Here is a 14,951-nt window from a genome sequence, read left to right as displayed (position 1 = left end):
CCTGCTCCTTATTGCGCCGGTTCCATCACGCCTGCTGTTCGCGAAGGCCCGGAGGTAACTGCTGAGTCGAGCCAGGACTGCAGCATCAAGACAGCCCACAGCGGTCGTGAGAAATCGCGGCGACCGCTAAGATGTTGAAGCCAGCACTCCTGCACGCGGGAAACGTCCAGGAGATGCTGGTTGCGAAGACGCGACTCCGAAAGAAGGTCCGACGCCCACGAACGAAGAGGTCCCTTCAGCCAGGAGCCGATCGGCACGTCAAAGCCCTGTTTCGGTCGCTCGAAGAGGTGGCGCGGCAGGTAGCGGCCAAGGACCTGGCGCAGGAGCCATTTTCCCTGACCATGACGCACCTTCGCCGAATTCGGTAGCGCCCAGCTGAACTCGACAACGCGATGATCCAGAAGCGGGCAGCGTGCCTCCAGGCTCGTGGCCATGCTCGCGCGATCGAGCTTCACGAGAATATCGCTCGGGAGATATCCAAGCATATCCCGAACGATAAAATCAGACAGCAGATCGTTGAGCGGCGGGATCGAGTCCGGCTCCGAGCCTGCCTGGGTTCGCGTCAACTGCAGTTCGGAGAGCCGCGTCGACCGACGGTACATCTCGCCGACGTCGTTGCTGCCAATAAGGTCTGCCAGGCGGTTGATCCGGTCGCCGTGCGTCATCCGCTGCAACCAACCTGGAAGACGAAGTGTTTCGACGACGCTTTCGCGCATGCCGCGCCCGAGCAGCGCCACACCGCCCGCGGCCATGGTCCGGATCGATCGGTTGGAGTTCAGCAGAGGCGCCAAACGGGCCGAAAGTACGTGCCTGGAATACCCTCCGAAGCACTCGTCACCTCCGTCGCCCGAAAGCGCAACGGTGACATCCTGCCGTGCAAGTCGAGATAGAAGCAGTGTCGGGATCTGCGATTCATCGGCAAACGGCTCGTCCCAGATGGTTGGAAGTTCGGGGATGACCGCTCTGGCGTCCGCGGAGGTGAGACGTAGCTCGGTATGGCTGGTGCCGAGGTGCCGCGCCACGGCCGCAGCGTTAGCCGTTTCATCAAAGGCGCGCTCACCGAATCCGATCGTAAAGGTCCGTACCGGGCGCGCCGATTGGGCCTGCATCAGGGCCACGACGGTCGAACTGTCTATTCCGCCCGACAGGAACAGCCCGACCGGAACATCGGCAACCATTCGGTCGGCGACCGCGGCCTTGAGCAGATCGCAAGCCTGGGAGACGAGCTGCTGGTCATCCGCAGTGGCGAGCGCTGCGCGGCCCGCTTGCGCGACATCGGCCAACGACCACCAGGAGCGTGCGCGTTCTTGTAGAGCTGCGGCATCCCGGCAGACCGAGAGGTCCTCGGCACGGATCGATAGGGCGCCCCCGGGTGGAATCTTGAAGACGCCTCGCCATATGCACTGGTCTTCCGGCAACCATCCGCGGGTTAGGAACTCCGCAACCGCGCCCGGGTCGATCTCCTGGTGAAAGTCTGGGAATGCCGCGATGGCCTTCAACTCCGACGCGAACACGACCGCATTCGACGTCCGCGCGACGTAGAGCGGCTTTTTCCCCATTCGATCGCGCGCCAGGTGCAGCGTGCGGTTCCGGCGATCCCACAAGCCGATTGCGAACATCCCATTGCAGCGCTGGAGGGCCTTCTCCAGGCCCCATTTCTCGATCAGGCCCAGCAAGACCTCCGTATCGCTATTGCCGATGAAACGCTTGCCTGCGCACTCGAGCTCTTGCCGCAATGGCTTGTAGTTGTAGATCTCGCCGTTGAACGTAATCACGAAGCGGCCGTCGCTCGAAAGCATTGGCTGCCGGCCCGCATCGGAGAGATCGATGATGGACAGCCTGCGATGCCCGAACGCAACGCCGGCGTCACGATCGCTCCAGAACCCGTCCGCATCAGGACCGCGATGGCGCAGGCGAGCCGTCATCGGCCCGATCGCCGCCAGGTCGGCGGATCGAGAGGCATGCGGCGTCTGAAGTATTCCTGTAATTCCACACATTGCTTAACTTCCAACTCGCGCATGCGCCAATGAGCGCCGATCCGAGCCCAGGATGAGGCCCAGCGTGACGGCAAACCACACGGTCGGGTGCCGCAGAATGAAATGGCTGATGCTGAAGACGGCGAGTGCGAAGATCAGGACAGCCAAGGCGTCGAGCCGTGCGCGAAGCAGGAGCGCAAACGTGCCGGCAAACAGGCTGACAATGGTGATCACGCCAGGCAGTCCGCCTTGGGTGAACACGTCGAGGAGAGTGCTGTGAGCTTCCACCGGGAGTGCTACACCCTTGTCCGTGATTCCGCTTGGCTTCTCCAGATGCGGCCCGGGCCCAAGGCCAAGCGACCCGGACTCCAGTCCAGCATGCAAGGCGTCTTGCCAAAGACTTAACCGCAGATTGGCGGTTGCCTTCGTTGCCTCACCGCCACGATCCTTCATCATGCCGGCGGCCAGCCCCTCGACATCATTCGCCGTTGCCACCCCGTAGGGAAGCAGTGAGAGCGAAAGGGGAATTATCGCCACAACGACGATCGCTGCAGCTGCGAAACGCAGACTCCATCGATGTTCGGGGGATGTCAGCCAGCTTCGCAAGCGCAGCGCAATGAGCAGCGGTATCGACAGCGACATCGAGATAAGAAAGGTATCGCTCTTCGTCAGCCGGCCGACGACGAATGTTATGATGCAGCTAAACACTGCAACGATCCGGCCAAACCGCTTGGCTGTCAGAGCCATGTGAAGCGAGAGTGGTGTCAAAACCGCACAGTAGATTGCAAGCTGGTTTGGATTCTCCGACCACCCGCGGAACCGGTCCCAATACCATGGATCGACCGACGAGATGCTGAGGTAGCCCCAGCCCAATGCAAGTTGCACCGCCACGGCGACGATCCAGAATCCGATCAGGAACCACAGCGATTGGCGTAGGGTATCCTCGGGTCTCAACGTTGCAGCCACCAGGCACGTGAGGGCCGCCACGAGGAGATATGCGAAGATGTCGTGCACGACGAGCTCTGGGTCGACGATCTCCGGGCGCAGCAATGCAAGGAAGCCCCCGAAACTCTGAATCAAGACAAAGCAGCCCCAGAATACAACGAGCCAGAGCAGAGCCTGGGGGTTGTAAATTCTTGAACCCACCAAGAGATGCAGGGATGCGAGACCGAGCCAGAGGACGAGGCAGGCTTCCCCGATGCCCAGGGGGAAGCTGGGAAGACGCAGCTGCGAGGCTGTCCCAAGCACGAGGCCGAGCGCAAGAAGGGCACTGCCGATCATTGTATTTCACTGCTGCTGTGCGCCGCCGGCCGCCAGCCACTGGAATAGCTGCGGGGAAGCAGCTGCGTGTAAAGCTCGGCATAGCGATCGGCGACGACGTTGAGGTCGAACTCCTTGCGCACCACGTTGATCGAGCGTTGACCCATCGTCTTTGCACGCGCGGAATCCTGAAGAAGGTCGAGAATTGAGGCCGCGAGCGCGCGCGGGTCGCGCGGCGCTACAAGTTTGCCGTTCCAGTCCTCGCGGACCACGTCATCGCACCCCGGCATGCGGGAGGCGACGATTGGTACGCCAGCCAATCCGGCTTCCAAAAGAACACGGGGAATGCCTTCGCGATATTCAGTCGGAAAGGCAAAGAGGTCGGCGATACCCAGAAGCGCGGGAATATCCGATCTGGCGCCGGTCGCAATCACATATGGTGCGTGCGCCTCGATCAGCTCCTGACCTACGGCGAATGGACCCTCGCTTTCGCGCGGACCGACGAGCAGAAAGCGGACGTTCGGGCGGACCTCATGCACGAGCTTCGCCGCTTCGAGGAGCGTTGTGATTCCCTTTTGGACAGTTAATCGGCTCACTGTCAGGACAATCTCGGCATCGCCCAACCCGAGTTCGGCGCGCAGCTCGGCAGGCGAGGCCGTTCGCGCTTGCGCCGCTTCGAAAGCGCCGACATCGATCCCCGAGCTTCCAATGATGACAGACGAGCTCTTTCCAAGCAGGCGGTGTCGTTGAAAGAAGCTGCTGTCGGCCTTGTTCTGGAAAACCGTCGCTGCGGTCCAGCAAGCAGCCAGGCGTTGCATCGCCAGATAGACGGGGCGGAAGGCCAAGGCTCTCAGTTCTGTCGATGAGAATACCCATCCCATTCCGTTGATCGTGCGCACAACCGGTACGGAGCCGCGAAGCGCCAGCGGCGCAAACAGGTTGGGCTTGGTATCAAACGTCTGGATCACGTCGGGCCGAGCGCTCTTCACGAGCCGCGCCAGTTGACCCATGGCAGCGCGATCGGCAAAGCCGACGCCAAATCTGTCGAACTGATATTGGTGATACGGGATGCCGGTCTTCGCGAATGCAGATGCTGCACCAGTGCCGGCCGCGCTCACGCGCAGGCCGCGGTTCTGCAGAGCCGCCAGGAACGGGATACGCAAAGCGTGATCCTCGCCTCCTACGCAAAGCAAGTGCAGCGCCATGTTGGTTCCTTCCAGCCCTTTAAGCAATTCCGCCAAGATGTTAATCTTTGCGGAGGCCCCCGGTTTTCCCGGCGAAAGTTTGACAGGATCAGGTTAGGACGTGGCCGCGGCCTGTCTTCATTCATTCGCATGACAGCGGAAGTGAGCGGTTGGCGGACGTGCTCGAACAGGGCTGAAAAGACGACGCGGCGCGAGTGCATGTTTGCCGAACGCGCCGCGAAGCACGTCGATGTTCGACTAGTCGAGACAACGCGACACCGTATTCCGCGTCCACGCTAGGGCAGGACGGCGAGGCGGCCCAGTAACGCGATCAGGTCTGCTTGCCGGCGTGTCTGTGTTTTGACAAACAGGGAAGCCAACTGGGAGCGTACTGTCGTTCGACTCAATCGTCGCGAACGAGCAATGTCGATCAGGTTGTTGCCTCGCGCCAACTCGAGAGCAAGCTGGGTTTCGGCAGCGGTGAATCCAAACAATCGCTGCAGCGTCCGCGGCGAAGGCTCCGGATGCGCGTCGAGATCCAGCAGGATCAATGCGATGGTCTCGTCGGACCACGCATTCGCGACCTGGTTGATCAGCGCGGTAAATCCTTCCTTGGTGGATGTTGCCAACCAGGAAGTCGAGCCTGCCGGAAACTGTGCGCCGGCGCGGTGGACCAGTTGCTTGACGGCGCCATAGAGCGTTTCGTGGCTCGCATCCACGCGCGCTTCGCGTTCCAATATTGCACGGCCGGCCGGACTGAGCTCGATAACCTTGCCGCGTCTGAGCAAGACCTGTCCGCAGCCGATCCGCGCGAGCACCCCGCGCAAGCCGTCCTGCTTGGGGTTCTGGGCGTCAGAGTGAGCAGATGAAACGGGACTGGAAATATTGAATATCGATTCAGAAGAATGACGCTGTAGAGCAATGGTAGACCTTGGCAATGCTTGGCTTAAGTTCAACATTTTATTCCCCCGGCCGCGCTGACCCGATGGAGTGAACGTGCCACAAAGATTCCCAACTTCTGCCACGCCTGGCAACGTTGAATGGGGGGTAACCCCGCGGCCGTCGGAGGGGGTGAAAGTTGCCGATCTTCCGGGCATCGACCCGGTTGTGATCAACGAAGAGGTAGCAACGCGGGTTGAAGGGGTAGCAAGGCGGGTTTAAGCCTCGCGGGAGCAGCCATGGAGGTATGCGGAAGCTACTCCGGAAGGAGCGCCCTGCTTACTCTTAAGGGAGTACCTCTGTTCGTGCTCAGTTCGAGAAGGCCGGCGCAGGGCGCAATGTGACTTCGATCACATCGCCTGGCTCCACGTCGAAGTCGACGGATGCGGTTATCCTGTCCCACTGTTGACCGAGCCGCCGCACGACGACCACGTCGGGATTGAGCTCGCCTGAATTGACGGGGATGGCACCCGAGCCGCCGATGGGCTGCAGTTTCTGGCTGAGCGCCTGCATTCTCACGCGCAAGTCCGCCAATCGAACGTTCGAGTCTTTCTGCTCCCTGAGCAGATTGATCGTGCGCTGGCTGGTGACACGTCCCGCTTGCCGCAGGAAGTCCTCACGCTGGCGCTGGAGCCGCATGAGTTCGACGCTGGTCTGCAGGCGTCGGGTCGAGGACAGCAACAGCGCGCGCCGGCTTTCGCTGACACGAGGACTTGCAAGCAATCCGGAGCCGAACGCCTTCATGACCCGTTCGAGCTCCTCTTCGTCGGCCTGCACGCCCTTCTCTTCACCTTCCTGTTGCTTCTTGAGCGTAGCGAACTGCGCGTCCGTTTGCTTTACGGCGTCGTCCAGGAAGCGTTGTTCCGTGCGGTAGTCGCTTTGTGAGGTCTTCAGAGAGTCCTTCTCGGCTTGAACGACCGAACCGATCACACCCGCGGGCAGCGAAATGTCGCTTGGAGGCGTGGCGTCGAACGTGTCGCGGCCATCAAGCTCCGCGCCGGTTCGGACGATATGGAAGTATTCCTTGGTGTATTCGGTGGCGAGGGACTGGTAGTCCCGCACAAGATCCGCAGGGTCGGTGGCGCCGGGCTGCATGCCACGCGACCGCAACAGGCTGAAGCCGCCGGCCACTGCCACGGCCTGGCGCACGGTCATTGAAGCCCGATACGTCTGCTGTCCGGGCGTGAGCACATCGCCGGAAACATAGACCGGCCGATATTCAACGACGCTTGCTATGACGTCGCCGGGCTTGACCACGAATGCCTGGTCGCGTCCGTCGGTCAGGCGTTGACGCAGTATCCGTGCCTGCAGCAGCGTCTCGATGCGGTTCTGCATCTGCGCCGGGGTCAGGCCGGCAACTTCAACCGTCCCCCCTCCCGGAAGCGGGATGGTGCCGTCGATCTGGATCTGCGTGCGGTTGCGTTGATCGGGGAGGCCACCGATCGAAATCTCGATGGTATCACCCGGTCCCAGCTTGTATGGCGCGGCAAGGGATAGCCCGCTTGTCGCGAAAAACAGAACTGCCGCGCATGAGCCCAGCAGGAGGGTGGAAGAGGGTCTGCCTTGCTTCTTGCACTTCATGGACGAACTCCCGATGTAACCGAGCCTTCGCCGCTCGCGATTTAGGGACACCGATATCGGATCCTTCAGCCGGCTCTCTTCAAATCCGGGATGAGGGCGGTCGGAAGGAAGATCTCGTAGTTTCCGAAGAAGTGCCTCTGCTCCTCGACGTGGTCGAACAGGCCCTGGCTCAAGGCAGCGAGGATTTCGCTGATCCCTTGCTGAACGCTGATCTCGGGCGTGAAATTCAATACCCGATGGATCTTGTCGAAGTTCACGCGGTAATTCCGGGGATCGGCGCCGCGCTCCTGATAGGTCACCTTCGATCGCGGAATGTGCCGCATGATCTCCTCAACGACCATCAGCTTGGTGAAGTTGTTTTCCTCGCAGCCCACATTGAAGACTTCGAAGGCGACCTTGCTGGTCGGCGCGCGGAGCACTTCCTCGATCGCGCGGGCAAAATCACGAACATGGCAGTAAGGACGCCAGGTCTTGGGATCGAATACCAGCAGTTCTTTTCCCAGGTGCAGTTCACGCACAAATTCGTTCACCGTGAGATCGAAGCGCATTCGCGAGGAAAGACCAAAGGCCGTCGCAAAGCGGAGAACCGTTGGATGGAATCCAGCCTTTCCCTTGAGACCCAGGATCTTCTGCTCCATCTCCACCTTGTGCTTGGCGTAAAGGGAGAGTGGCGCGAGCGGGTAGTTCTCGTCGACGGCCGTGTCTACTTCCACTAGCCCATAGTTCGAGCAGGTGGACACGAAGATCAGCCGATCGACCGGATGGTGTTGCATCGCGTCGATGAAGGACGCGACGCCATTGCGATTGATGGCGTGACTTTCATCGGGGTACTTGCTCGTGATCGGATCGCCGACGAGCCCGGCGAGGATGACGACGTCATCCACACCCTTCAATGCTTGATTGGCGAAACGGGGATCGCGAATGTCGCCTTGCATGAATTCGTATTGCGGAACGCTCAGATAAGGCCAGGCACAGCTCTCATTCTTGTAGATGAGCTGATCCAGGCAGCGGACGTGCCAACCCTTTCTCAGGAGATGGCCCGTGATCACTGAGCCCACGTAACCAGCACCACCTACCAGAAGCACAGTTCGCTTTTCAGTCACCATTTGATCACCCGTCTACTTTTGAAATAAGTTCGCACCGACAGATCCGCCAGTTGGCGCTATGCCGCTCTGGCTCTCCGGTCGGGGTCTTCGCATGCGGTTGAGAAGCGGCTCCCCGACGGCGATCCAGCCGGCCTGAACGATCCACCGGAGATCGGACGTGACGGTTCGATTGGAATAATATGCCAGGTCGATCTTCGCCTTAGCGGGAAACAGAACCTCCCGATAGAAATCCGCGACATTGCCGTCCGGCGGGAACAGCTCATTTTCATGCCGGAAGAGAACCTGGCACGGCCCGACGAGGCCTGGCCGGTGTTCCAGGATCTTTTCGAATCCGTTCCTGAAACAGTCGGCAAATACGAGGGTCTCGGGTCGCGGGCCGACGAAAGACATGTCGCCCCGCAGGATGTTCCAGAGCTGCGGTAGCTCATCCAGCTTGAATGCAGCCAGCAGCCCGCCGATCGTCGTCATGCGGTTGTCGTTCACCATCGTGAGCGGACTTCCGCGATCGTCGCAATCGGCTCTGAACTTCCGGAACTTGTACATGCGGAACGGCGCCCCGTTCAGCCCGAGACGGAGTTGCGAATACAGTATCGGTCGCCCGCCTTCGATCCAGACTGCAAGCGCAATGACCAACAGGATCGGCAGCGAGACGAATATGGCCGTCCCGGCACCGAGGACATCGATGACGCGCCGCAAACGCACGGCCGGAGCTGCCGGCCCAGCGCATCCCGCATTGACCGTTTCGCTCATGCCTGTTCGACCTCCGCGGGACAGGTTACCCGAAGTCCATCCGCGAGGCTGTCTGCCACGTGATCGACGTCCGCGGGAGTCATCGCGGGATGGAGCGGCAAGGTGAGCTCACGTCCGCAAAAATCCTCAGTGTTGGGGAGGCTGATGCCCGGATACTGATCCTGGTAGAACGTCAACCGATGCACCGGGGGATAGTGAATGGTCGTCTGAACGCCGCGCTTGCTGAGCTGCTCGATCAGGGGCTGCCGCGCGCTTGCCGCGGGGAGAACGACCGGCATGAGATGGTGGGCCGATACCCACGACGCGTTGAATGGCACCAGGACCGAAGGGCAACGCTCGGCGAGCCGCCGCCGATAGTGCAGCGACAGATGCCGCCTGGCGTCGTTCCAACCTGCCAACTTACGCAGCTGCACCAGGCCGACCGCGGCGCGCAACTCGTCCATGCGGTAGTTGAATCCTAGAAGCGTCACGTCGTATTCGGGGCTGCGGCTGACGAGGCGCTGGCGCGTGTTGGTGGTCATACCATGCGACCTGGCGCGCTTGATCATGTCGTTCAAGATCCGGTGACGCGTTATGATTGCGCCGCCTTCAGCAGTCGTCATGTTCTTGTTGCCGTAGAAGGAGAACGCGGCTGCATCGCCAAACGTGCCGACCCCCTTGACGCCGGGGGCATGCGCGGCGTCTTCGATCAGGAGCAGACCCTTGCTGCGAGCGAACGCCTGCCACTCCTCTCGATCAGCGAGGTAGCCCCCAAAATGCATGAGGATCACCGCTTTCGTCCGCGAGGTGCATTTGCGGAGCGCGTCGGCCGCGGACATCAGGGGAATTGCCCCGGATTGGACATCGACGAACACGGGCCGTGCTCCGACGTAGAGCACGGCGTTGGCCGTGGCAACGAACGTGAGAGATGGAACGAGGACTTCATCGCCGGGGCCGACTCCGAGCGCATGCAGGATGAGGTGAAGTGCGGCCGTGCATGATCCGACTGCAATCGAGTCCTCGGCGCCATGCATGCGTGCAAACGTCTGCTCGAACTCCCGTACGCGATCCCCCATGGTGATCCAGCCGCTATCGATCGCGGCAACAAGAGCTTCCTTTTCGTCAATTCCCAGGGCCGGTTCTGATACCAACAGCATGTGTTCCTCTTCCCGTTCATTCCCCATGCGAAGGGTGACGCTGCGTCACGCAGCCGCAGTTGCGAATGCAGTCGATTGCTCGTCCCACGCAATGTCCTGGGCTTTCAGGAAGTCCTCGACCCGGCCAATGTCGAGCCACAGGCCAGTATGCTTGAAGACGTTGACGCGGGCTTCTTCCTCGAGCATCTGGAACATCAGGTCGTCGAATCCGAAGGGGACGCCCGACGGAATGCGCTCGAGGACGACCGGATTCATGCAGTAGATTCCCATGCTGACGAGGTTCGTCAGCTCCGGCTTCTCGCGAAATCCGGTCACGCGTCCATCGATTTCATCAATCACACCGAAGTCCATCTTCGTGCTCCGAACGGAGGTTCCGATGGTGATGTTGGCGTCGGATTTTCGGTGATTGTGGATCAGCTGGTTCAGGTTCAGGTCTGTCAGGACGTCACCGTTGAGGACCAGGAACGGCTCGTTGAGCTGTTCTCGCAGCAATGACAGCGGGCCGATCGTGCCGAGCGGCTCGAGCTCCTGCGTATACGTGATCTGCATGTTCCACTGGCTGCCGTCACCACAGACGCTGCGGATCAGATGGCCCAGATAACCGGTGGTGACGAAGACCTCTCCGATCCCGTTCCGTCTCAACCATTTGAGAACGAGCTCGAGGACGGGACGGGCGCCGATTGGCATGAGGGGTTTTGGCAAAATGGACGTATGTGGACGAAGTCGAGTTCCTCTGCCGCCGCACTGAACTACCGCTTTCATCTGAACCTCCATGTACTCAAAAAAATACGCTTCAAAAAAAACGAGATATGCTTCTCAAGGAAAAAGGTAGGAGCAAACCATGCCTGCGTCTTCGTTCGTTTGCATGAGAGCGTTGGAATCGGACGGCAGAGGAATGCCGGCGGGTAGTCCACGCAGTCGTGCAGTCGAGGCGTGCCTCTCCGGAAGACACGGGATTCGCCTTGACCAAGGGGCTCATGCGGAAGGGTTCGCGAAGGGCGAAAAAACGCCGCACTCGGCGGCCGGGTGAAGCCCCGGGGCGCCAAGCTGCGATCGAGTCACAGGACAGCTCGTTTCCTCTGTTTGCCGAACGCGCCGGTCGGTCAGGTATCGGCGGCCAAGTTAACCTTGCTGGCGATGTAACGTGCCATGCCCCGAATGGAATCGAGATTCTCGGGCAGGATCTCATTGTCGTCGACGGCGATGCCGAAGGTCGTCTCGATGAACCCGACCACCTCGAGCACTCCGGTCGAATCGATGATCCCCTGGTCGAGCAGGGAAGCGTCGTCGTTCAGCGCCGCGATGTCGCTGATGTAGAAATTCGATGTCAGAAAAGCGCGGATCTGCTCCTTGCAGCGATCGGGTGCCAAGACCAGTGTCATTGCGTTGGTGCTCCATATGAAAGCGGGTGCGTCGATTGGTCGTCCACAAGCTATCCCGTGATGAGCTCTCTCTTGTTGATCTTGCCCGTATCCGTGCGCGCCAGTTCCGGCACGATAACGACGTACTTGGGGACCATGAAACTCTCGAGGCGCTTGTGACACTCTCGCTGGATCTGCTTGGCGTCGATCGGCCGCGCCTGGTCGATGACCACGAAGGCCTTGATCGCGTGGCCGAGCAGATCGTCGGGAACGCCGACGACTGCCGCTTCTCTTATGCCGGGAATGTCGAGCAAAGCGCTCTCCACCTCCTTGGGCGCGACCTTCTCGCCGCGTGATTTGATGACTTCGTCGCTCCGGCTGACGAAGTACAGATATCCGTCGGCGTCCATCTGACAGTAGTCGCCGGTGTAAAGCACCTGCTCGCCGGGAATCGGTCCGGGCTTGAGTTTCTTCGCAGTAGCTTCGGGCTTTCGCCAATAGCCCTTCATGACGGTCGCACCGCGGATCACCAGCTGTCCGGCTATGCCGGCGCCGACCCGTTGATCACGCTCGTCGACGATCCACATTTCGGTATTCGGGATGGCAATTCCTACGCTCGACGGCTTCCGATCGAGATCCTCTGGCGGCAGGTAGGTGCAGCGTTTGCATTCGGTAAGACCGTACATGGAGTAGATGCGGGCGCCGGGGAACGTGTGTCTCAGCTGCGCCAGGTGCCGGACCGGCAGTGCGGCACCGGTGCTCGTCACGTAGCGAATGCTGGATAGATCGTAACTCTTCAACGACTCAAGCTGCAGCAAAGTCGAGAACATCGTCGGCACGCCGGGAAAACCCGTCACTCTCTCTTCTGCAATACGTCGAAGTGTCTCGGCGGGGAAAGCAAACGAGCGCTCGAGAACAAGGCGCGCTCCGGCGCGTACGGCCATGATCATCTGATACAGGCCGTAGTCGAAGGCGAGTGGCAGAGCGTTGAGGATGACCTCATCGTCACGGACGTCCAGATACGACGAAACCGACGTACACGCCGTCATCATGTTCCGGTGCGTCAGCATCACCCCCTTGGGCTCGCCGGTCGAGCCCGAGGTGTAGACAATGGCGGCGAGATCGATATCGATGCAGCGGCGCGCGGGGGCTGTGTCGTGCTCGGTGACCGTTACAGTGCTCCATCGCACGGCATGCGGCAGTGCGTTCAAATCGGCGTCGTCGATTGGGCCGGACACGATCACGCGGCGCAAGGACGGGCAATGTCGTGCAGGTTCGCGGAACGTGGCGTAAAGGCGCGTTTGCGTAATGAGCGCAGTCGGCTGGCAGTCGTTGAGGAGATAGCCGAGCTTGTCGGGTTTCGTGAGAGGGTTGATGAGGCATACGATCGCGTTGGCCTTGAGGACGGCCCAGAAACTGACGGCGGCCTCGACGGTGTTGTCGGCAAAGATCATCACACGATCGCCGCGCTCGACGCCGGCCTCGACCAGGTGGTGCGCGACCGCATTCGACCACGCCTCGAGCTGGTCGTAGGTGACCCGATGACCGTCGCATACGAGCGCGACCTTCGCGCCGTTTTGATGGGCCGAGTTGATCAGGTAATCGTGCAGGAGCGGCACAGGATCGTTGATCATGCGTAAACTCCCGGTACGTCCTGGTGGTCGACGTCCACGCTGAGCTCGAGGTGGTGCGGTGCTTCCGGCCGGTCCGCGACGAATTGCTGGAACAGGAGCTGAGTGGACAAAACGCCGACGAGCGCCATGTTGTCGAAATTGGACAGGTCGCCATCGCCGGCGTGTGCATGGGCTTGGCACTTGGTGCGCAGCCGCTCGACCGCCACCGGGTCGAAGATGTTGGCGGCGCGGACGCTTGCACTTGAAAGAGCTTCGTCGACATAAGGGGGGGCATCCCTGTCGACGAAGCAGAGCGCATTGGGGGTCCGGTAGGGCTGCTTCTTGCGTGTGACGATCTCTGGTGGAACCTGCGACTGTGTTACACGCTTAAGGACGTGCTTCTCGTCGAGGATACGAAGCTTGCAGGCGTCGGGAAGGGAGTTCGCGAGGTCGACGACGTAGTCGTCAAGGAATGGAAAGCGCCCCTCGACCGAGTGCGCCATCAGCATCCGGTCTCCCTGGGAGGAGAGCAGGTAGCCGGCCAGGAGCGTCTTGGTCTCGAGGTATTGATCTTGTGCGAGCGGCGTCCAGCGGGAAAAATCCGGCGGCAGACGATCGAGCAACTCGGTTACCGGGTCGGCTCGCGAAGTCGCCGCGCGCATGTCTGCGGAGAACAGGCGCTTGATCGCGCTGGTGCTGCGCCAACGCGGAGAGTGAGCGAAGCCGGGCGTATCCGGGGCAGAAATGCCGTGTCCGAAGAACTTTAGCGCGATGGCCTGCATGTGGACCGGCGATCGCGAGATGTAGGGATAGAGCCGGCTCAGGAGGGCGGCGCGCCGCGTTGAGGCCGGCTGGCGACCCCAAAAGCGGCGGATCTTGCCTTCGCGAAACACATCGTAGCCGGCGAACATTTCATCTGCGCCTTCGCCGGTCAGCACGACCTTGATGCCGCGCTCGCGTACGAGCTTCGAGAGCAGGAACAGCGGAGCAGGGGCGGTCCGCAGGATTGGCCGCTCAGTGTGATAGATGACCTTGGGAAATACCTCGGCGATATCCTGCCGCGAGACCATGAGCTCGTGGTGCTCGCTCGCAATCGTCCGTGCCATTAGGCGTTGATAGGAGGTCTCGTCATACTCAGCGTCGGAGAAGCGCACGGAAAACGTCTGGAAGCGCCTGCCCGCAAACCGGCTCCCCAATGCCGCAACAAGCGAACTGTCGAGGCCACCGGAGAGATAGCTTCCCACGGGGACGTCGGACCGCACCATTCGGAGCGCCGTAGCCGCCTCCAGTGCGCCACGCACGGCATCGATCACATCATCATTGCAGCCGGCGGATGAAATGCGATGCTCGTCGGACCGGGTCGCATAGCACGGAGTCCAGAATGCGCGGTCCCGGACCGCGCCGCGCACGTAACTGCGGACGTGTCCCGGTTCAATCTCCGTGATCCCCTGAAACACGCTTTGCGGCGGCACGCTGCTCCAGAAGGTAAAGGTCTGGTCGATGCCTGCTGGATCAAATGCCCGAGGGATTGCCGGATCTGCCGCGAAGATGGCCTTGATCTCACTGGCGAAGTAGAGTTGGCCTTGATGGTTGCAGATATAGAGCGGACAGATTCCGGTCCGGTCACGGGACAAGACGAGGCGGCTGGCGGAGGCGTCCCAGATGGCAAGGGCCCATTGCCCGTTCATCCGTTCGAATGCTGCCTCGCCCCAGGCGCGATAGGCCTGAATCACGACCTCCGTGTCGCTACGGGTGCGAAAGCGATGGCCGAGCGAGATCAGCTGCTCGCGCAGCTCGACATAGTTGAAGATCTCGCCGTTGAACACGATCCAGGCGGGCCCGCCGGGATCGGAGAGAGGCTGTTGTCCGCCCGCTATGTCGATGATCGAGAGCCGGGCGTGCGCCAGGCCCGCGCGTTGGTCCCGGTAGAGGCCTCGCTCGTCTGGCCCGCGATGTGCAAGCGCCCCGGCCATCCGTAACAGCGCTCTCCGCGAAGGACTCGGAGCGTTCGCACTCAGCGCCACGATGCCGGCGATGCCGCACAT

12 protein-coding genes are annotated in these 14,951 nt (G+C 61.0%); all 12 read right to left on the bottom strand.

Annotated elements, in window-relative coordinates:
* Positions 1–8 precede the first annotated feature (8 nt).
* A complete protein-coding gene (asnB, locus tag ABIB95_RS01520) occupies positions 9–1,997 on the bottom strand; it encodes an asparagine synthase (glutamine-hydrolyzing) (protein WP_354237657.1) in 1,989 nt (662 codons plus the stop codon).
* A 3-nt stretch (positions 1,998–2,000) separates the two neighbouring features.
* Complete coding sequence (locus ABIB95_RS01515; protein ID WP_354237656.1) at positions 2,001–3,257, bottom strand: O-antigen ligase family protein; 1,257 nt, start codon at positions 3,255–3,257, stop codon at positions 2,001–2,003.
* Positions 3,254–4,477: a glycosyltransferase gene (locus ABIB95_RS01510; RefSeq protein WP_354237655.1), complete on the bottom strand. Its 1,224-nt coding sequence runs from the start codon at positions 4,475–4,477 to the stop codon at positions 3,254–3,256. Before ABIB95_RS01510 ends, ABIB95_RS01515 begins: the two co-directional genes overlap by 4 nt.
* A gap of 239 nt (positions 4,478–4,716) precedes the next feature.
* On the bottom strand, positions 4,717–5,379 hold the full coding sequence (locus tag ABIB95_RS01505) for a helix-turn-helix transcriptional regulator (protein WP_144030703.1): 663 nt from the start codon (positions 5,377–5,379) through the stop codon (positions 4,717–4,719).
* 289 nt (positions 5,380–5,668) lie between these two features.
* Positions 5,669–6,940 (bottom strand): polysaccharide biosynthesis/export family protein, encoded by a 1,272-nt coding sequence (locus ABIB95_RS01500; RefSeq protein ID WP_085401006.1) that lies wholly within the window; start codon positions 6,938–6,940, stop codon positions 5,669–5,671.
* 65 nt (positions 6,941–7,005) lie between these two features.
* The gene (locus tag ABIB95_RS01495) at positions 7,006–8,046 is read right to left on the bottom strand and encodes an NAD-dependent epimerase/dehydratase family protein (protein WP_354237654.1); all 1,041 of its coding nucleotides are present in this window, start codon (positions 8,044–8,046) and stop codon (positions 7,006–7,008) included.
* 12 nt (positions 8,047–8,058) lie between these two features.
* Positions 8,059–8,796 carry a sugar transferase gene (locus ABIB95_RS01490; RefSeq protein WP_063984322.1) on the bottom strand — a complete coding sequence of 246 codons (738 nt, stop codon included), beginning with the start codon at positions 8,794–8,796 and terminating at the stop codon, positions 8,059–8,061.
* A complete protein-coding gene (locus tag ABIB95_RS01485) occupies positions 8,793–9,959 on the bottom strand; it encodes a DegT/DnrJ/EryC1/StrS family aminotransferase (protein ID WP_247457735.1) in 1,167 nt (388 codons plus the stop codon). Before ABIB95_RS01485 ends, ABIB95_RS01490 begins: the two co-directional genes overlap by 4 nt.
* Positions 9,960–9,977: 18 nt before the next feature.
* Positions 9,978–10,694, bottom strand: coding sequence for a nucleotidyltransferase family protein (locus ABIB95_RS01480; RefSeq protein ID WP_063986521.1), 717 nt, complete (start codon positions 10,692–10,694; stop codon positions 9,978–9,980).
* A gap of 341 nt (positions 10,695–11,035) precedes the next feature.
* Entirely contained in the window at positions 11,036–11,314 is a 279-nt protein-coding gene (locus ABIB95_RS01475; protein WP_014496395.1) for an acyl carrier protein, read from the bottom strand.
* Between the two features lie 50 nt (positions 11,315–11,364).
* Positions 11,365–12,927: a class I adenylate-forming enzyme family protein gene (locus ABIB95_RS01470; protein WP_354237653.1), complete on the bottom strand. Its 1,563-nt coding sequence runs from the start codon at positions 12,925–12,927 to the stop codon at positions 11,365–11,367.
* Positions 12,924–14,951 (bottom strand): asparagine synthase (glutamine-hydrolyzing), encoded by a 2,028-nt coding sequence (gene asnB / locus ABIB95_RS01465; protein ID WP_354237652.1) that lies wholly within the window; start codon positions 14,949–14,951, stop codon positions 12,924–12,926. Before asnB (ABIB95_RS01465) ends, ABIB95_RS01470 begins: the two co-directional genes overlap by 4 nt.

Origin of the sequence: Bradyrhizobium sp. LA2.1, assembly GCF_040547725.1 — a bacterium.
Taxonomy (GTDB): domain Bacteria; phylum Pseudomonadota; class Alphaproteobacteria; order Rhizobiales; family Xanthobacteraceae; genus Bradyrhizobium; species Bradyrhizobium barranii.
The sequence above is the reverse complement of the archived record's forward strand: the minus strand, read 5'-3'. Positions and strand labels throughout refer to the sequence as shown.